General features: G+C 45.4%; 17 protein-coding genes and 2 pseudogenes. 13 read left to right on the top strand and 6 right to left on the bottom strand.

Translation table 11 applies throughout. The features are described 5' to 3' along the window. Nucleotides 1-455: 455 nt before the first annotated feature. The 6 genes and pseudogenes from CRECT_RS13245 to aspS form a co-directional block, all read right to left on the bottom strand. A pseudogene (locus tag CRECT_RS13245) lies at nucleotides 456-551 on the bottom strand (IS1595 family transposase); the annotation flags it as partial. Nucleotides 552-575: 24 nt separating this feature from the next. Beyond that, nucleotides 576-716 (bottom strand): annotated as a pseudogene (locus CRECT_RS13240) (IS1595 family transposase); the annotation flags it as partial. A gap of 362 nt (nucleotides 717-1,078) precedes the next feature. Beyond that, nucleotides 1,079-1,612 carry a DUF937 domain-containing protein gene (locus tag CRECT_RS08090; RefSeq protein WP_004319578.1) on the bottom strand — a complete coding sequence of 178 codons (534 nt, stop codon included), beginning with the start codon at nucleotides 1,610-1,612 and terminating at the stop codon, nucleotides 1,079-1,081. A gap of 84 nt (nucleotides 1,613-1,696) precedes the next feature. Then, nucleotides 1,697-2,215: an inorganic diphosphatase gene (ppa, locus tag CRECT_RS08085; protein ID WP_004319576.1), complete on the bottom strand. Its 519-nt coding sequence runs from the start codon at nucleotides 2,213-2,215 to the stop codon at nucleotides 1,697-1,699. Nucleotides 2,216-3,220: 1,005 nt separating this feature from the next. Then, nucleotides 3,221-3,787: an adenylate kinase gene (locus CRECT_RS08080; protein WP_004319594.1), complete on the bottom strand. Its 567-nt coding sequence runs from the start codon at nucleotides 3,785-3,787 to the stop codon at nucleotides 3,221-3,223. 420 nt (nucleotides 3,788-4,207) lie between these two features. Continuing rightward, entirely contained in the window at nucleotides 4,208-5,959 is a 1,752-nt protein-coding gene (gene aspS / locus CRECT_RS08075; RefSeq protein ID WP_004319559.1) for an aspartate--tRNA ligase, read from the bottom strand. A 92-nt stretch (nucleotides 5,960-6,051) separates the two neighbouring features. Between aspS and CRECT_RS08070 the strand changes: the two genes are divergently transcribed. The 13 genes from CRECT_RS08070 to mrdA all read left to right on the top strand — a co-directional run bounded on the left by CRECT_RS08070 (nucleotide 6,052) and on the right by mrdA (nucleotide 17,760). After that, complete coding sequence (locus CRECT_RS08070; protein ID WP_039888186.1) at nucleotides 6,052-6,927, top strand: NAD(+) kinase; 876 nt, start codon at nucleotides 6,052-6,054, stop codon at nucleotides 6,925-6,927. Further along, nucleotides 6,920-8,443, top strand: a complete 1,524-nt coding sequence (locus CRECT_RS08065; protein WP_004319583.1) for an AAA family ATPase — start codon at nucleotides 6,920-6,922, stop codon at nucleotides 8,441-8,443. Before CRECT_RS08070 ends, CRECT_RS08065 begins: the two co-directional genes overlap by 8 nt. A 72-nt stretch (nucleotides 8,444-8,515) precedes the next feature. Beyond that, nucleotides 8,516-9,769, top strand: a complete 1,254-nt coding sequence (locus tag CRECT_RS08060; protein ID WP_004319610.1) for a GGDEF domain-containing response regulator — start codon at nucleotides 8,516-8,518, stop codon at nucleotides 9,767-9,769. Continuing rightward, nucleotides 9,769-10,554, top strand: a complete 786-nt coding sequence (locus CRECT_RS08055) for a TatD family hydrolase (RefSeq protein ID WP_004319571.1) — start codon at nucleotides 9,769-9,771, stop codon at nucleotides 10,552-10,554. Before CRECT_RS08060 ends, CRECT_RS08055 begins: the two co-directional genes overlap by 1 nt. A gap of 14 nt (nucleotides 10,555-10,568) precedes the next feature. Beyond that, nucleotides 10,569-11,780 (top strand): transglycosylase SLT domain-containing protein, encoded by a 1,212-nt coding sequence (locus CRECT_RS08050; protein WP_004319558.1) that lies wholly within the window; start codon nucleotides 10,569-10,571, stop codon nucleotides 11,778-11,780. Nucleotides 11,781-11,820: 40 nt separating this feature from the next. Next, nucleotides 11,821-12,624 carry a septal ring lytic transglycosylase RlpA family protein gene (locus CRECT_RS08045; protein ID WP_050771496.1) on the top strand — a complete coding sequence of 268 codons (804 nt, stop codon included), beginning with the start codon at nucleotides 11,821-11,823 and terminating at the stop codon, nucleotides 12,622-12,624. A gap of 1 nt (nucleotide 12,625) precedes the next feature. After that, complete coding sequence (gene hisB, locus CRECT_RS08040) at nucleotides 12,626-13,189, top strand: imidazoleglycerol-phosphate dehydratase HisB (RefSeq protein WP_004319572.1); 564 nt, start codon at nucleotides 12,626-12,628, stop codon at nucleotides 13,187-13,189. Continuing rightward, nucleotides 13,186-13,674 carry a KdsC family phosphatase gene (locus CRECT_RS08035; protein ID WP_004319604.1) on the top strand — a complete coding sequence of 163 codons (489 nt, stop codon included), beginning with the start codon at nucleotides 13,186-13,188 and terminating at the stop codon, nucleotides 13,672-13,674. The genes hisB and CRECT_RS08035 overlap by 4 nt, the downstream gene beginning before the upstream one ends. Next, nucleotides 13,665-14,204: an LPS export ABC transporter periplasmic protein LptC gene (lptC, locus tag CRECT_RS08030; RefSeq protein WP_004319598.1), complete on the top strand. Its 540-nt coding sequence runs from the start codon at nucleotides 13,665-13,667 to the stop codon at nucleotides 14,202-14,204. The genes CRECT_RS08035 and lptC overlap by 10 nt, the downstream gene beginning before the upstream one ends. Further along, complete coding sequence (gene lptA / locus CRECT_RS08025) at nucleotides 14,201-14,677, top strand: lipopolysaccharide transport periplasmic protein LptA (protein WP_004319615.1); 477 nt, start codon at nucleotides 14,201-14,203, stop codon at nucleotides 14,675-14,677. The genes lptC and lptA overlap by 4 nt, the downstream gene beginning before the upstream one ends. Beyond that, nucleotides 14,674-15,300: a ribosome biogenesis GTP-binding protein YihA/YsxC gene (gene yihA, locus CRECT_RS08020; RefSeq protein WP_004319627.1), complete on the top strand. Its 627-nt coding sequence runs from the start codon at nucleotides 14,674-14,676 to the stop codon at nucleotides 15,298-15,300. The genes lptA and yihA overlap by 4 nt, the downstream gene beginning before the upstream one ends. Before the next feature lie 133 nt (nucleotides 15,301-15,433). After that, a complete protein-coding gene (locus CRECT_RS08015) occupies nucleotides 15,434-15,919 on the top strand; it encodes a hypothetical protein (protein WP_004319609.1) in 486 nt (161 codons plus the stop codon). Further along, nucleotides 15,916-17,760 carry a penicillin-binding protein 2 gene (gene mrdA / locus CRECT_RS08010; protein ID WP_171992706.1) on the top strand — a complete coding sequence of 615 codons (1,845 nt, stop codon included), beginning with the start codon at nucleotides 15,916-15,918 and terminating at the stop codon, nucleotides 17,758-17,760. The genes CRECT_RS08015 and mrdA overlap by 4 nt, the downstream gene beginning before the upstream one ends. Nucleotides 17,761-18,018 lie beyond the last annotated feature (258 nt).

The raw sequence follows: 18,018 nt of genomic DNA, 5'->3' as shown, positions 1-18,018 counted from the left end.
GGCCGTGCCGATAAATTTACCTCGTAAAGTCCGCTATTGCGGCATTTGCCCTAAAAATAAGCGCTTAACCTTTCGTTCGGCGCAGCAAACGGATGTGTATTTTAGCGAGAGTTGTAGTTTGATAATCTCAATCGTCGCCGCGCCGGCTTGTTTTGCCTCCGGTTTTATATGGCGCAGAGCGCGCAAATTCGGCACTGCTTGCCGCGATAAATCGGCCTGGACTTGCCGCGCCGCCGATACGAATATTTATCGGTCCGTCGGCTTTTTAATGCGCCTAAGCTCTAAACGGTAACGGCATTATTTTTGTCGATGCGAGTAAAATTTACAAGAGAAAATATGATATTTAGTGCGATTTGGTGATTAAAATTTACCGTTTGCAGATGGGATTTTAAGTAAAACAACGAATTTGTAGGCGTTTGCGACAAGCGAGTCTTCTAACGGTAATTAAATATGGCTCAAGATAAGTTAAGCGGATTTTCTCTTATCATCTTTAACAGTTTCTGATATAAGTTTTCCTGCGTAGTTTTGGTATCGTGCCTAAACTCTACTTCGCTATGCTCGTTACTTTTCAAAACCTCACACTCTTTAGACATAAGAATTCTTATTTCTCTAAAGATTTTACATAGTGTTGCTTCTGAAATTTTAGTTAAATTCGATATCTTTGATGCTTCTCTTGCGAAATACTTTAAAATCTCTCTAAATTTAGGCTCTAAAATCTAAAAACGGACTATATGCTTGTTTTTAAATTTGCCATGCTCGTTACTTACAAGAACATAGTACCCATCGTAACTTACTGCTCCTTTGCGTGAGCTTAAGTTAAAGAAAGCCTTTTATTTTTTTAGCAAACCGTAAAAGTTTTGGCAACCAAATATAAGGTTTGCCGCCCGGTCGCTGCATCTTTAAAATTTTTAAAAAAAGCCGAATTTTTTATCGTAAATGGCAGAAATTATCGTAAACGGTAGAAATTTTGGTATGCTGCACTATAAAAATCGTAGTGCGAACGAAAATTTAACGAACGGTAAAAGAGCGTTTTGTAGACCGCTTGCAAGATTAAAGGCCTAAAACAGGCGAAATTCGCCTATTTTTTACCGAGAAAATCGCCCGCAATCCTAAAAATATCATCGACTATCGAGCCGTCTTTGTTCTGATCTAAAAACCGTATGAGCATCGACATAACGGAGCCGTTGTCTGCCGAGCCTTGCAAATTTGAGGTTTTTAGTTGATTATTTAGCATGTCCGCAATCATCGGTGCGATTATCGGCAGCAGGGTTTTTATGGAATCTGCGCTGATGCCTAGCTGCGAGCCGACGTTGCCGGCGAGGGCTTTGCTGTTTTCTTTCGAGCCCGTTAGCACTCCCAACAGCTCGTTGCCCTCGGCGACGCTGATGTTTTGCGGGTCGCTTTTCATCTCGTCTAGGTTTGCGCGGCGGATCATCTCGAGGAAATTCGACGAATCCGCGTCCGATTTAAAATTTTCATTCGCTCTTTGCATAAAAATAGGCGCGATCTTGGAAACTACGGCCTCTACGTCGTTTGCGCCTAGTCCGCTTTTTTGCGACATCGCATCTAGCACGCCGCCGGAGCCGCCTAAAAGTAGCTTTAATATATCCATTTTTACCCTTTTTATTTTTTCGCGAGTTTAAAATTTTGCCGCCGCTTGTTTAGAAAGAGGCGGCCAAGCAAGCCTGAGGGCGGCTTATTTGTAGTTTTTGATCGCCGCGTCCAGGATATCTTTTGCAGCGTCAGCGCATTTAAATTCTTTTACTTTGACCCATTTATTCGGCTCAAGCGTTTTGTAGGTCTCGAAGAAATTTTTGATCTTATTTAGCGTCGCCTCGGGCAGGTCTTTATAGCTCTTGATCCCGTCAAATCGCGGATCAATCTTGGTGACCGGTACGGCTAGTAGCTTCTCATCCATACCCGCTTCATCCTCCATCACGAGCACGCCGATGAGGCGGCACGGGATCACGCTGCCGGCTTGCAGAGGGTATTCGTTTAGCACCAAGATATCGGCAGGATCGCCGTCGGCTGCGAGGGTGTTTGGCACGAAGCCGTAGTTTGCCGGGTAAAACATCGCCGAGTATAGCACGCGATCGACCACGACCGCGCCGCTATCTTTGTCGATCTCGTATTTGATGTTCGAACCGTATGGGATCTCGATCACGGCGTTGATTTTGTCCGGGTTTGAGCCTGCTTTGATTTTTGAAACGTTCATTTTAATCCTTTGTAAAGCTCTTATCTCGCGGCGTTTTTGCGGCTTTGGCCTAGTGAAATTTAGCGTTAAATTTGAGCTAAATTTCGCCGACTTATAAAACGCTTTGAGATGTTTGCCTTGAAATTTAAATAAGCGATTATATAAAATCTCGGCTAAATTTGGAGTAAAACGAGAGTTTGGATTAAAATTCGGCGGGTTTTTGAGGCGGCGAATTTCGCTTGCTCAAATTTAAATGCATAAAATTTTAGGACGATTTGATGAGCGCCGAAAAAATCGATGATTTATTCATTAAGCGGCGGTAAATTTAAGAGCAAAGGACGAGTTGGTTGATGAGGGGAGGCGTCGTTTGCGCTTTAAAATGGCAAAAACGGATTAAATAAGCTTGATAAGAGGATTTAAATTTTTCAAATTTGAGCGGCTCTCGCGCGTTGATACAAGGCATGCAAAATTTAAAAAATCTTAGGAATTTCGGTTTGCCGGCGAAATTTGTTTTTTGAGGATTTAAATTTGACGTAGCGGGTTTTGTGCGGGAGATTTAATTTTAGATAAATTTAAAAGGCGGCGGTCGCCTAAAAATTTTGCATAATCAAAATTTCGCAAAACTCTTGTCGATCTCGCCGCAGATGCATACGAGCGTGTTTTTGGCGGTTGATCCAAGCTTATGGCGTCGCCGTTTTTATCGGCAAACCGGTAATGCTTAGAGAGGCTAATTTCGGAGACGATCTTTCTTTGCGGCGCAAAAACGTCGCTAGGCGTAGAGAGACTGCTTTTGCGGCGGCGGCCGCCCGCACGGTGTTTTTGCCGACTAAGCGCTGCATTTTGGTTGTCGGCGGGACTCGTAAATCCGTCCATTATAAATGCCGTGCTTACAAGAACGGCCGAAGCGATATTTTTGAGCATTTTTTTATTTGAAATTTGAATTATGCGGTGGATTTTAATGATATTTCGCAAACGTTTGTTGATTTTATATAAGTTAATTTTAGAGTCCGAATTCGGACTCTAAAATTATAAGGCGTTGATGAGCTGTTTGATGTCGGCGACTATGGGCTCGATTGCGCGCTCGCCATTTACGATATAGAGCAGATTTTTGCTTTTGTAAAATTTACGTATCGCTTCGATCGGCTCCAGATAAACCTTCATACGGTTATTAAAAACCTCGTTGTTGTCGTCGGCTCCGCGTGCTCGTCCGAGTACTCTCTCGCGTGCGACGGCTTCGCTAACGTCCACTTCGATCACGCCTTTTAGCGCGATCTCGCTTTGCGCGGCTAGCACCTTGTCTAGCTCGGTCATCTGCTCGACGCTACGCGGATAGCCGTCGATGATGACGTTTGATTTGTTCGAGCTTTTGATCGCCGAGACGATTGCGTTTACGACGACGTCAAGCGGGACTAGGTTGCCCTTTGAGATGAAGCCGTCGATTAGTTTGCCAAGCTCTGAGCCGCTGGCAACCTCTGCGCGAAGTAGATCGCCGGTCGAGAAGTGCGCAAATTTGGCATCTTCTTGTGCGATTAGCGATGCGTCGGTGGTTTTGCCGGAGCCCGGAGCGCCGATGATTAAAAATAGTTTTTTCATAAAATTTCCTTTAAAACGGCTTGTCTTTTTTGCTTATACTTCGTTGAATTTTAACTTTTAGCTTGATGAACTATATGTTCTATCTGCGCTTAAAAATTAAAATCCGCCTCGTCTAAGCGAAAAATACTTTGCCTTCATTTTTACTATAAATTTTAAAGCGGAAGTATTTAATACTTTGCTTTCCTATGGTCGCAACTACAAACAGAAGCGACGAAATTTCTTCGCAACATTTAAATTTATCGCAAGATACTTCGCCTTTTCTTTAAAATAAAAAATAAAATTAAATAAATTTTGTAGCGGAAGTATCGCCAAGCTAGACTAGGCGGTTTTAAAATTTAAGCGTGCGCTAGGCGTATAGCCTGCGGAGCGCCAAATTTTAAAACCAACGACGTATAGCGCGGTGAGACGACGCTTTTATGCTTATTTTTCTTTTTCTCGCAGCCTTAGCCCTAATTCTCTCAACTGCTCGCCGCTAGCTTCGCTAGGCGCCTTAGTTAGCGGGCACTGAGCGCGCTGGGTTTTAGGGAAGGCGATGACATCGCGGATCGAGCTGGTTTTATTTACCAGCATATTTAGCCTGTCAAAGCCGATCGCTATACCGCCGTGCGGAGGCGCGCCGAAGCTTAACGCATCGAGCAAGAAGCCGAATTTCTCGCGTTGCTCGGCTTCGTCGATACCTAGCAGCTTAAATACCTTTTGCTGAACGTCGTTTTTGTGTATCCTCACGCTGCCGCCGCCAAGCTCATAGCCGTTAAGCACGACGTCGTGAGCGACCGATAGGATGTCTTCGAGATCGGGCTCGTCGATGTTTTTAGGCATAGTAAACGGATGGTGCATAGCCGAGTAGCTGCCGTCGTCGTTTTGCTCAAACATCGGGAAATCAAGCACCCACAAAAACTCCATTTTGTTTTGGTCGATGATACCCATTTGCTCGGCAAGGAAAATCCTAAATCGCCCCATATAATCAAGCACGACTTTTTTCTTGCCGGCGCCGAAAAAGACGACGTCACCGACCTTTAGCTCGCAGCGCTCTACGATCTCGTCAAGGTCGCTTTGCTCGAAAAATTTACAAAGCGGTCCTTTTAGCCCGTTCTCTTTCATCTGGAAGTAGCCAAGGCCTTGAGCGCCGAATTTGCGGACGAATTCCTCAAATCTATTCATCTCGCGCTTACTAAAGATATTATCGCCGTTTGGCACTTTTAGCGCTTTGATGCGGTTTTTCTTAGGCTCGCTTGCGATTTTGCTAAAGATTTCATTGCTGGAACGCGCGAAAATGTCGATAACGTCGTTCATCTTTAGATCGTAGCGCAGATCGGGCTTGTCGCTGCCGTAGCTCTCGGTCGCTTCTTTGTAGCTCATACGGCGAAAAGGGATTTGGATATCGTATCCGCATGCGGCAAAGACGTCTTTTAGCATATTTTCGGCCATATTTAGGATATCTTCTTGCTCGATGAAGCTCATCTCGATATCTATCTGCGTAAATTCCGGCTGTCTATCGGCGCGCAAGTCCTCGTCGCGGAAGCATTTTGCGATCTGGAAATATTTATCAAAGCCTGAGCACATCAAAAGCTGTTTAAAAAGCTGCGGGCTTTGCGGCAGGGCGTAAAACTGACCCGGATATACGCGGCTAGGCACTAGATAGTCTCTGGCGCCCTCCGGCGTCGCGCGGGTTAAAATCGGCGTTTCAAACTCGATAAAGCCCATTTTATCTAGGCTGTTTCTGGCCGCGATCGCCGCTTTTGAGCGCATTTTAAAGATATTTTGAAGTTTTTCGTTTCTAAGGTCCAAAAATCTGTATTTTAGCCTGATGTCCTCATTTACGCTCTCGTCGCCGATGACGAAAGGTAGCGGCTCGCTCGGGTTTTCGACGATTACTTCGTCTGCGACTACTTCGATCTCGCCCGTTTTTAGGCGCGGATTTACCAGGCCTTCGCCGCGAGCGCGAACCTTGCCTTTTATCCTTAGCACGTACTCGTCGCGAACGTGCGATGCGACCTCGTGAGAGCTCTTGCTATCTGCCGGATCGCAGACGATCTGGATCAGTCCCGTGCGATCGCGCAGGTCCAAAAATATAACGCCGCCGTGGTCGCGGTAGGTATTTACCCAGCCGCAAAGCGTAACTTCTTTGCCTATGTCGGCACTGCTTAAATCAGTGCAGTAATGGCTACGCATTTTCACTCCTTTTGCTGTTTTTAACGCGCCATTATACTAGAAATTTGCTTGCGCACAGCTTTTTTAAAACAAAATGTGATAAAATCAACCTTATGAAAAACGAGAATTTACTGCTTCCAAAAGAGGTGAAAAAAGTCGGCGTAGTCGCTAAAATAAATGCCGATTTGGCCGGCAACATAGAAATTTTACGTGAGATTTTGGCTCGCTACGGCACTCAAATTTTACTCGAAAACGCCGCGGCCAGACACTTAAATTTAAAAGGATACGAGATACGCTCGCTAGCTAAAAAGTGCGATTTTTTGATTTCGCTCGGAGGCGACGGCACTATTATCTCTCTTTGTCGCAAAACGGCCGAGATTTCGCCTTTCGTGCTGGGTATCCATGCCGGTAGGCTCGGGTTTTTGACCGATATCACGATGAATGAATGCGAGAAATTTTTCGCCGAGTTTTTTGCGGGCAAATTTGAGGTCGAGACTCCTTTTATGCTTGACGTTTTTTTGCATAAAAAAAGCGGCGAAATTTTACGCAAGATCGCCTTTAACGATGCGGTTATAGCGGGCGAAAAATCAGGTTCGATGACGCATATAGAGGCTTTTTGGAACGAAAAATACTTTAACGCGTATTTCGGCGACGGCGTCATCGTCTCCACGCCGGTTGGCTCGACCGGATACAATATGAGCGCGGGCGGAGCTATCGTCTATCCGCTCAGCGACGTTTTTGTGGTGACGCCCGTTTGCTCGCACTCGCTCACGCAGCGTCCGGTAGTGCTTCCGCGCGGATTTGAGATCAAATTTAAAACCGCAAGCGCGGCGGTGCTGGTGATCGACGGGCAGGACAGGTATAAAATGAGCGAGCTTGAGAGCGTGAGTATGACGCTAAGCGCGAACACGGCGCGGCTAATCCGCCATGTCGGCAGAGATTATTTTCAAATTTTAAAAGAAAAATTACATTGGGGCTATAATGATTGAGCGGATTTTGATAAAGCAAAATTTGAGTTTTGAAAACGTCGAGTTAAATTTCGGACGCGGACTTAGCGTATTTACGGGCGTGAGCGGCGCGGGCAAATCAGTCCTGATGGGCTCGATAATGGCGGTTTTGGGGCTAAAAGATAGTGAAGCAAAGCTGATCGAGGCCGACGTCTCGCATAAATTCGACCTTGAAGAATTCGGTCTTGAGAGCGAGGAGATAAATACCTTTAAGCTTTTTCGCGACAAAACGACGCGCTACTTTATAAACTCGCAAGCCGTTTCTAAAAAAAATCTCGCCAGCATCGCCAAAGAGCACGTCAAATACCTATCCGCAAAGGAAATAAACGAATTTGAAAACGAGAGATTTTTAAATTTGCTAGATAGCTTGCAAGCGAAAAAAGACGCTAAATTTAATGAGACGCTTGGCGAATGTAGGCTCAAATTTGACGAATTTAGCCGGATCTCGCGCGAGCTGAAAAAAATAATCGACGAAGAAAAAAGAGTGGAGGAGCTAAAGGAATTTGCCTCTTTTGAAATCAATAAAATAGAGAGCGTGAGCCCGAAGATCGGCGAATTTGACGAGCTGATGGAGCTAAAAAAGCGCCTGAGTAAAAAGGATAAAATTTTAGAAGCGTGGAATAGGGCGGAGCAAATTTTTAATCTCGAGCAGGCCGTGACGGACGCGCTAAACATCAGCGATATCGATAGCGGCTTTTTTGAGGAGGCGATGAACGAGCTGCGAGTGGCGCGCGAAAATCTAAACATGGACGAGCTGGAAGACGTGGATGTGGGGGGCGTGCTGGACCGCATCGAGGCGATAAACTCGCTCGTGCGTCGCTACGGCGGCGAGGAGGAGGCTTTGCAGGCGTTAAAAATGCGCAAGGCGGAGCTAGCAAGATACGAAAATATAAGCTTTGAAAAGAGCGAGCTGGAGCGTAAATTTAAGCAAAATGAAGCCGCGGTAAATGCGCTGGCGGACAAAATCAGTCAGGCTCGCGCGGCAAATTTAAAGGAGCTTGAGTCGCTCATAAATTCGTTTCTAAAAGAGCTTTATATGAGCGAGATTTCATTAAAGATAAATAGCAAAACTCTTGACGCAGCCGGCAGAGACGAGGTAAATTTGAGCCTAAACGAGACGGCGCTAAAAAATCTAAGCTCGGGCGAGCTAAACCGCCTAAGGCTAGCTTTTATCGCGAGCGAAAGCAAGATCACCGGAGGCGGCGAGGGCGTCATAATCTTAGATGAAATAGACGCTAATCTAAGCGGAAAAGAGGCGATGAGTATCGCAAACGTGCTGCTAAATTTGGCCGAATTTTATCAAATTTTCGCTATCTCGCATCAGCCGCAGCTCAGCTCAAAAGCAAACGCGCATTTTTTGGTCGAAAAGCGCGGCGAAATCTCGAACGTAAGGGAGCTAAAAAGCGAGGAGCGCGTGAGTGAACTAGCCAGAATGATAAGCGGCGAGCGTATCACGGAGGAGGCGATAAATTTTGCGAGGCAGCTTTTGGTAGTTTAAGTTTGGCTTAAAATTTATGTTTAAAAAAGAAAATAAATGGTATATTTGCGAAAAATTTGAACGAGACGATAAATGGAAAAAAATAAAATTTTAATAGTGGAAGACAACAAGGCTCTGGCCAAGCTGATCGCCAAAAAAATGGAAGATAAGGTCGAAATGGATATCGATATAGCGCACAGTTTGGCCGAGGCGCAGGCGTTTTTAACCGATCCGAAAGAATATTTTATCGCGCTGCTTGATTTAAATTTGCCCGATGCTCCAAATGGCGAAGTCGTAGATTACGTCATCTCAAAAGGCTTGCCTAGCATCGTGCTAACGGGCAGCATGGATGAGGCTACCAGAGAGAGCTTTATCCATAAAGACATCGTGGACTACGTCTATAAGGGCAATATGGACGATATAAATTATATATTTCGGATCATCAACCGTCTCAGCAAAAATAGACAATACAAAGTAATGGTCGTCGAGGATTCGGCGCCTTTTAGAAGCGCTCTTAAAAAAATCCTAACCAGCCTCCAGTTTCAGGTATTTACCGCCGCTCACGGCGAGGAGGCGATGAATTATTTCACCGATAATCCGGACATCAAGCTCGCCCTTTGCGACTACAGGATGCCCGTAAAAGACGGCCTTGAGGTGCTAAAAGAGATAAGAGCTATCGGCGATAAAAATCAAATCGGCGTTTTGATGATGACGAGTCCGAGCGAGAATGTAAACGGCGCGATATTTTTAAAAAACGGCGCAAACGACTTTATCGCAAAGCCTTTTGTGAAAGAAGAGCTCATTTGTAGGGTAAACAATACTATCGAAGCGATGGAAAACATAAACCAAATAGCCGATTTTGCGAATAAAGACTTCCTGACCGGCGTTTATAATAGGCGGTATTTTTACGAAAATATGAACGAATACGTCGCTTACGCCGAGGAGCATATGGAGCCTTACGTCGTAGCGATGCTGGATATCGACCATTTTAAAAAAATAAACGATACTCATGGGCACAATAGCGGCGATAAAGTGTTAAAAACTCTAGCCAAAAAGCTGATCGACGAGACCAAAGGCGATGATTTGATAGCGAGATTCGGCGGGGAAGAATTTTGCATTATTTTAAAAGATATCTCGAACGAAGATGCGGTTAAATTTTTCGTAAATTTAAGAGCGAATATCGCAAACTGCAAGGTGCAGCTAAAAAAAGAGCAGATAAGCTTTACCGTTTCTATCGGAGTGGCATTTAGCAGGAGTGATTATAGGCTGGACGAGCTTTTGGAGCTTGCCGACGAGGCTCTTTATAGGGCGAAAGAAAACGGACGAAACAGAGTAGAAATAGCCTGATGATAATAGACACGCACTGCCATTTAGATGATAAAAGCTTTGATAACGACATAGCGCAAGTTATCGCAAATGCCCGAGAAAACGGTGTCGGTGGAGTGCTGATACCGGGTGCTGATATTAATGATTTACCAAAAGCGGCTAAAATAACGCGCGAATTTGATAATGTATTTTTTGCCGTCGGCGTTCATCCGTATGATAAGGATGAATTTGACGCGGACGTGCTTTATAAATTTGCAAAAGACGAAAAATGCATCGCCGTGGGCGAGTGCGGACTTGATTATTTTCGTCTGCCTAAAGACGAAGATAAAAAAGAGTTCGAAAAAAAGGAGCAAAAGCGCGTATTTAGGGTGCAACTCGATATGGCGGCGGAGTTAAATTTGCCGGTCGTTTTGCACATCAGAGACGCGAACGAAGATAGTTTTAATATCTTAAAAGAGTATGCAAGCAGGTTAAAAAACGCGGTTTTGCACTGCTACAACGCGTCGCCCTTGCTTTTAGAGCTTGCGAAAATGGGCGAATTTTACTTTGGTATCGGCGGGGTTTTGACATTTAAAAACGCGAAAAATTTGGTTCAAATTTTGCCTCAAATTCCGCGAGATAGGCTTTTGCTTGAAACCGACGCGCCTTATCTGGCGCCAGAGCCTTTTAGAGGCAAGAGAAACGAGCCTGCTTTTACACGGTTGGTTGCCGCAAAGATGGCTGAAATTTTAAATTTAAAAGAAGAAGAGATAATGGAAATAACGACTAAAAACGCGAAGAAAATTTTTACGAAATTTAACACGTAATTTTAAGGAGAAAAATGAAAATCTTTAGAGTAGCAATGCTGTGTCTGGCATGTATGGGGTGGCTTTTTGCCGCCGCAACCAACAAGGATGCAGATCAAACCCAAAAGATGATATTGGAAGAATTCGACATAGATGCTAAATTTTTAAAAAGCTCTCACTACGCTTCTATAAAAAATTCCATCAAAGACGGTAAAAGAAAAGAGTTTGCCAGGACCGTTAAAAACGGCTACAAGCACATCCCGGTGCTTCAAAAAATCATAAAAGAATCAGGTATCCCGGAATCGTTTTTGTATCTTGCTATGACGGAGTCCGGGTTTTCAAACCACATAGTTTCTAAGAAAAAAGCCATAGGAATTTGGCAGTTTATGGAGTCTACGGCGAAACTTTACGGCCTTAGAGTCGATAAATATACCGACGAGAGAAAAGACCCCGTAGCGGCTACGGCGGCAGCTACGAAATACCTGCAAAGCCTCAAAAACGATTTTGGCAAATGGTATCTTGCGATGATGGCGTATAACTGCGGCGAAGCGAGGTTGAGAGCAGGGATAAGAAAGGCCGGAACTACTGATTTGGCCGCGCTGCTCGATGATAAAAAAAGCTATATCCCAAAAGAAACAAAAAGATTCGTAAAGAAAATTTTAACCACCGCGCACATCGCCAAAGAGCAAGACGATTTGCTCGCTAAAACTCAGGCTTTAAGCGGCACGAACGGCATAGAGCTATCAAAGATAAACGTCCCGGGTGGCACTACGTTAATGGAGGTCGGGGATAGCATAGGGCTTAGTCTAAAAAAGATGAAAGAATACAATATGCATTTAAAATTCGTCTATACTCCGCCTACGGAAAAGCCTTATTATCTCTATATCCCGGCAAATAAAACGAAAATGTTTAGCGATAACTTCGAAGTGGCGCAAAATAGAAAATTTGAAATTTATACCGTCAAAGAAAACGACACTATCCTAAGCATCGCCGAAAAAACTGGCGTAAATCACAAAATCATAAAAGAATACAACGGCCTTGCCTCAAACGAGATCAAGCCTAGCCAAAAACTAGTCATTCCAAGCGAACAAAATGTCAATTACTTGGCTCAATACATAGTAAAAAGCGGCGATACGCTGGGCGAAGTTTCGCAGAAATTTGACGTGGCGCTCGAGGATCTAAAAGAAGCCAACACGCTTATGAGCTCAAACGGTTCGATCGGAGCTAAACTTGCCGCAACCGAGTAGAGCTAAATTCGTATTTTTTAGCCTATTTTTAGTATTTTTTATGAGCGGCTGTTCGTTTTTGACCTTGCCTTTTGGCGGGATCACAGGCGGCTCAAAAAAAAGCGGCAAGATAAACAGTTCAAGAAGTATGCATGAGGCCACTATGCGCCCATACACCATAAATGGAAAGACCTACTATCCCACCGTCGTAAAGGTCGGCGATAGAGCCAGCGGCATAGCCAGCTGGTATGGCCCCGATTTTCACGGCAAGAGGACGTCAAACGGCGAAATTTACGATATGCACGCTATGACGGCGGCGCACAAGACTCTGCCGATGAACACGATGGTGCGCGTGACGAATATAAAAAACGGTAAAAATATCATAGTTCGCATAAACGACCGCGGTCCTTTCGTCGCGGGGCGCGTGATAGATCTGTCAAAAACGGGCGCGGTGAAGCTTGACGTATTTAACGCCGGCACGGCTCCGGTTTTGCTCGAGGTCGTAGGTTTTAACGGTAGCGTCGGCGGAGCGGTCGCCACGTCGGCTAAGCAAGGCTCAAAGCAGCCGGGCTCGCAAAAGCCGAGCGTCCAGGCTAAAGCGCAACCGCAACAACAGCAAGCATTCGTGGGCGGTATTTTCATGGTACAAATCGGCGCGTTTAAAAATTTAAGCGGCGCAAACGCTTACAAACGGCAACACGGGGGTCAATACGGCAACGGCGCTTATGATACCGTTATAAAGTCCTACGAGCTTGACGGCGGTAAAATTTATAGAGTATTTATAAGCGGCTTTAGAAGCGAAGAGGAAGCCAAGGATTTCATAAGCGCCGGGCACATATCGGGCGCCTTTTTCGTGAGGGAATAAAATGCAAAGAAAGACAAAAGAGACGGACATCAGCCTAGAGCTTGAAATTTACGGTAGCGGTAAAGGCGAGATAAGCACCGGTATAGGCTTTTTCGATCATATGCTAGAGGCCTTTTGCAAGCATGCGCTTTTTGATATGAAGCTCGTTTGTAAGGGCGATTTGCATGTTGATTTTCATCACAGCGTAGAGGACGTAGGTATCGTCATCGGGCAAGCTTTGCGCGAGAAAATTTATCCGCTTAGCGGAGTAGAGAGATTTGGCGAAGCGACGGTGGTGATGGACGAGGCGGCGGTAAACTGCGCCCTTGATCTCTCAAATCGCCCGTTTTTGGTTTATGAAAGCATAAACGAAGGCAAAGTGGGCGAATTTGACGTCGAGCTGGCAAGCGAATTTTTTCAGGCGCTGGCATTTAATGCCGCAATCACGCTACATATCGCTAAAATTCGCGGACGAAATTCTCATCATATTTTGGAGGCCGGCTTTAAAGCCTGCGCCGTCGCGCTAAGAAGAGCTCTGGCTAAAAACGCCAGAGTCGGCGTGCCTAGCACGAAAGGCGTGCTGTGATAGAGATTGTATTTTTAGACGTCGACGGGTGCCTAACCGACGGTAAGATCGTTTATAGCCCAAACGGCGACGAGCTTAAATTTTTTGACGTCAAGGACGGATACGCTATCGAGAGCTGGCTAAAACTCGGGAAAAAAGTCGCTATCATCACGGGCAGAAGCTCGCCCATCGTCGAAAAAAGGGCGCAGGATCTAAAGATAACGCACGTGCATCAAGGCGTTAGCGATAAATTTGAAACCGCAAAGCAAATACTTAAATTTGAAGGGCTCGAGTTTAAAAACGCCGCAGCCATAGGCGATGATTACAACGACTACAAGCTGTTAAAAAGCGTCGGATGGAGCTTTAAGCCAAAAAATGCGATTAAAGAGCTTAAAGTAAAAACGAAGCTTAGTCGCAAAGGCGGCAACGGCGCGGTTCGCGAGATGATAGAGATGCTCATCCGTAGCGAAGGGCTAAAGCGAGAGTGGGCCAAGCGTTGGTTATAAGGATTTTTTATTTAGTCGTTAGTGTTTTTAGCGTGGCGATGGTTTATTTGGCGATCGAGGAGCCTTATTACAGCGAGCTTTTAAACGGCGGCGAAGTAAGTGCGAATATGCAGATGAATGCGGTTACGGACTACGAAATGAACGCTACGACAATAAGCGCAAGATACGAGGCCGACACGTGGAACAGATATCCCGAGTTTGACGAATTGGTAAAATTTAGGGCGGAAATTTTTAAAGGCAATAAAAAGCATAACGTTAGCTCGAACAAGGCGTTTTATAACGGCGGACGCATCATACTTCAGGGCGATGTGCACTATGCCAATAACGAAAATTTAACCTTTGTCTCGGAGGAGGTCGTTTATAGTACGGCTACGAAAGTGGCGACCACGCAAAAGCCTTTTATGATGACGCAAAACGAGGATAAAGTAGTCGGTAAGGCCCTAGTTTATGACTTTGAGCTAAAAAAGGCGTATATCAAAAAAGCGTTTGCTATGATAGAGCAAAATAAAAAAGACAGGACAAAGAAATGATAAAATTCGGTTTTAAAAAAGCGGTTTTGGCTTTGATGCTGGGCGCTTTGCCGCTCTTAGCGGAGCAGGTGGAGGTTACCGCAGATGAGTTTTACGCGGATGAGGGCAAGCAAATAAGCGAATTTAAGGGTAACGTAAATATCAAAAAAGGCAAAGATACGCTCACGGCAAATTTAGCGGTGATATATTTTGATAAAAAGCGAAATCCGCTAAAATATGTCGCTTCGGGCAACGCTAAATTTAGAGTATTTATCAAAAACAAAACCTACGACGGTAGCGGAAACGAGCTGATTTACGAGCCTGCGCAAAATCTCTATACGATAAACGGCAACGGCTTTTTGCATGAGATACAAACCGATAAAAAAGTTTATGGTGAAAAGATCACGGTCAATCAAAATAGCGGTACTTACAACGTAAACGGCAGCAAAAAGGAGCCGGTTAAATTTATCTTTCAAATCGAGGATAAAAAGTGATCCGTGTTTTAAACGCAAAATTTCTCATCTCGGCACCCGATATCTCGCTAGCTCCGCCCGCAAATTCCAGCGAAGTGGCGTTTCTCGGGCGCTCAAACGTAGGCAAAAGCAGCCTCATAAATGCTTTGGTTAATCAAAAAGGCTTAGCCAAAAGTAGCTCGACGCCCGGCAAAACGCGCCTTATCAATTTTTTCGAGGTCGAATATGCGCGTGGTATCAAAAACGAGCAGGACGAAGTTAGCGAGGAGAGGGCAAATTTGACCTTTGTGGATCTGCCCGGCTTTGGCTATGCTAAGGTCGCTAAAAGCATGCATGCGCAGTGGAGAAAAAACCTCGACGAGTATCTAAAATTTAGAGCCAACATCAAGCTTTTCGTCCATCTCATCGACTCGCGCCAGTTTGATATGCAAATCGATAGGGACGTGAATGATTATCTGCAAAGCTTCCTGCGCCCCGACCAAAAAATCCTAAATTTTCTCACCAAATCGGACAAGCTAAATCAAAGCCGAAAAAGCGCGGTTTTAAAGGTCTATCCGGGTGCGCATTTCGTTTCGGCGCTTAAAAAAACCGGCATAGAAAAGGCAAATGAGCTTATATTTTTAAATGCGCTGGGGCTGCGATGAAATTTGATAGCTTAGAGTCTCGCGCTTTAAATTTGATTAGGAATTTTATATCGGTGTTTATAAATTTAGCCTCCGCAAAAGCCGAATTTATAAAATTTGACGTAAATTTATAACGATGCGAGCGGACCTAGCTATGCGAAGACTGAGTGCGGAGAAGCGATTTTTAAAACAGCTCGCTTGGGTCGCTTTTCTTGCCCTTTATCAGAGCATAACGACTGTTTTTACGCACCTGCCGCCTCTTATCGGGATATTTTTCACCTATATGATCGTGCTGACCTTGCAAAAGCAAAAGACGCTCAAAGGCTTTGGCAAAGAGTGGTATTTTTGCCTGTTTTACCTTACTTTTGCCGAGCAGGCGCACGGATTTGCCTTGTTTTCGGCGACGATCGCCTTTATGCTTTTTTATTATTTTATGTCCGACTGGCTCATCGTTACGCTAAAATCAAGAGAGCTTTTGGCGGTCGGATTTGTCGCTAGCGGCTACGTTTGGACGTGTGCGACGAGCTCTTTTATCTCCTATGCGGCAAATTTACCGATGCTAAATTTTGACTACGAGTATCTCATCTACATCGGCGTAGAGTCCGTTTTGGCGGTGGTTTTGTTTAGGGGACGCCTATGAGGATGCGCATAGTGTTTGGCATCATATTTAGCGTTTGGGTGCTTTTGCTGGTTCGCGTCTATTATCTTAGTGTCAGATCAAACGACTTTTACGAGGAGATCGCCGAGCAAAATGCGGTAAAAACGCAGTATCTAGCTCCGGTGCGCGGACTCATTATGGATGTTAAAGGTCGCCCGATGGCGGTAAATCGTCTCGGCTTTTCCGTCGCGATAAGACCTCATCTAAACGGCAAAAGGGCTGAAATTTTAGACGCCGAGCTTGAAAATTTGCAAAATTTATTCGAGGATTTAAATATCACGAAGCTAAAGCGCGAATACGTAAAAACCGACTCGCCCTACAACCAAGACTTCATTCAGATTATCGATTTTATGGACTACGACAAAATGATACCGCGTATCGCGGAGCTCTCGCTGCGCGAAAATTTAGAGATCAAACCCGCCTCAAAGCGCCACTACCCCTACAACAGCCTAGCTTCCCATATCATCGGCTACGTCGGCCGCGCAAATCAGCAAGACATCGACTTTGATCTCGTCGCAAAGCTAACGAGTCACGTCGGTAGAAGCGGTACCGAGCGCTTTTACAACTCCGTTTTGCAGGGGCAAGAGGGCGTGCGAAAGGTAAAGGTAAATGCGCTAAATCAAGAGATCGAGGAGATCTCGGTGAGCTATCCGCAAAGCTCAAACATCGCCCTTAGCATCGACCTTGAGCTGCAAAAATATATCGAGGAGATTTTCGGCGACAACGCGGGCGTCATCATCGTGATGGACGTAAAAGACGGCTCGATACTGGCTGCGGGTAGTTTTCCGGAGTATGATCTAAACCCCTTTGTCACAGGCATCTCGCAGGCCAAGTGGGACGAGCTCGTTAAAAGTATCGATCATCCTTTTACGAACAAGCTCGTAAACGGCCTTTATCCGCCGGGCTCGGTCATAAAGATGGGCGTGACGATGGCGTTTTTAGATACGGGCAAGATAAGCCGCTCCGACGGGTATTTTTGCTCGGGCTCTTTTGAGCTTGGAGGGCGAAATTTCCGCTGCTGGAACATCTACGGACACGGTTTTATGGATATGAACTCGGCTATCCGCGAGAGCTGCGACGATTATTTTTACAAAGGCAGCTTAAAAGTGGGCATCGATGCCGTAACGCCGGTCTTGGAGCGACTGGGTTTCGGGCAAAAAAGCGGCGTGGATTTGCCCAATGAATTTGTCGGTATCGTGCCCGGACGCGAGTGGAAGATGCAAAAATACGCCCAGCCGTGGTATCAGGGTGAGACGCTCATTACCTCGATCGGGCAGGGTAACTTCCTCGTGACGCCGATGCAGGTGGCGCGCTATACGGGCATCCTGGCTACGGGCAAAAATATCGTTCCGCATTTTTTGCACGGCATAAACGGCGAGAAGGTCAAATTTGAGCCTGCGGGCGATATCCTCACGCCGTTTGAGAAAAAGCAGCTGCCCTACATCCAAAAGGCGATGTATGAGGTCGTAAATCACAAAAAAGGCACGGCGCACAAGTATTTTAAGGATGCCAAGCTCACGCTCGCGGCAAAAACGGGCACCGCGCAGGTCGTGGGCATCTCGCAGGCCGAAAAAAAACGTATAAAAGAAGAAGATATGGAGTATCTGCGCCGCTCGCACGCATGGGTCACGACATACGGGCCGTATGAGGAGCCTCGCTATGTCATCACCGTCATCATCGAGCACGGCGGGCACGGCGGTTTGGCTGCAGGGCCTCTCACGGCTAAAATCTTTAACAAACTGCTTGATATGGGTTACATCGACAAAAAATACGAAATCACTTCGCTAGCCGATACCGAAGCCGCCCAAAAGAAGAAAAATTAAAATTCGAGTTTAAATTTGACGTTAAATTTCGCTTTTGGCGACGGCGAATTTAGCCGCGGGCGCTTTAAATCCTTTTAGATGCGATTATTTAAATTTGACCGGCCGTGCTTTTAAATTTTTAACTGCGACGAATGCGAGCAAAATTTGACCTGAAAAACGGTAGTTTGAGCTTTAAGGCGAGTTGTTTTTATGCTTTCGCGCTAAGTTAAAATTTCGCAAATTTTAAAACTTAACTTTTGGGCGCGGCGGCTTAAATTT

Origin of the sequence: Campylobacter rectus (genome assembly GCF_004803795.1) — a bacterium.
GTDB classification, from domain to species: Bacteria; Campylobacterota; Campylobacteria; order Campylobacterales; family Campylobacteraceae; genus Campylobacter_A; species Campylobacter_A rectus.
This window is presented reverse-complemented; position numbering and strand designations above follow the sequence as displayed.

Coding starts and splice junctions, on each gene's coding strand:
- hisB (WP_004319572.1), top strand. CDS start 12,626: ATGCAAAGAAAGACAAAAGAGACGGACATCAGCCTAGAGCTTGAAATT.
- mrdA (WP_171992706.1), top strand. CDS start 15,916: ATGAGGATGCGCATAGTGTTTGGCATCATATTTAGCGTTTGGGTGCTT.
- CRECT_RS08050 (WP_004319558.1), top strand. CDS start 10,569: ATGAAAATCTTTAGAGTAGCAATGCTGTGTCTGGCATGTATGGGGTGG.
- CRECT_RS08015 (WP_004319609.1), top strand. CDS start 15,434: ATGCGAAGACTGAGTGCGGAGAAGCGATTTTTAAAACAGCTCGCTTGG.
- CRECT_RS08070 (WP_039888186.1), top strand. CDS start 6,052: ATGAAAAACGAGAATTTACTGCTTCCAAAAGAGGTGAAAAAAGTCGGC.
- aspS (WP_004319559.1), bottom strand. CDS start 5,959: ATGCGTAGCCATTACTGCACTGATTTAAGCAGTGCCGACATAGGCAAA.
- ppa (WP_004319576.1), bottom strand. CDS start 2,215: ATGAACGTTTCAAAAATCAAAGCAGGCTCAAACCCGGACAAAATCAAC.
- CRECT_RS08065 (WP_004319583.1), top strand. CDS start 6,920: ATGATTGAGCGGATTTTGATAAAGCAAAATTTGAGTTTTGAAAACGTC.
- lptA (WP_004319615.1), top strand. CDS start 14,201: ATGATAAAATTCGGTTTTAAAAAAGCGGTTTTGGCTTTGATGCTGGGC.
- CRECT_RS08055 (WP_004319571.1), top strand. CDS start 9,769: ATGATAATAGACACGCACTGCCATTTAGATGATAAAAGCTTTGATAAC.
- CRECT_RS08060 (WP_004319610.1), top strand. CDS start 8,516: ATGGAAAAAAATAAAATTTTAATAGTGGAAGACAACAAGGCTCTGGCC.
- CRECT_RS08090 (WP_004319578.1), bottom strand. CDS start 1,612: ATGGATATATTAAAGCTACTTTTAGGCGGCTCCGGCGGCGTGCTAGAT.
- CRECT_RS08080 (WP_004319594.1), bottom strand. CDS start 3,787: ATGAAAAAACTATTTTTAATCATCGGCGCTCCGGGCTCCGGCAAAACC.
- CRECT_RS08045 (WP_050771496.1), top strand. CDS start 11,821: ATGAGCGGCTGTTCGTTTTTGACCTTGCCTTTTGGCGGGATCACAGGC.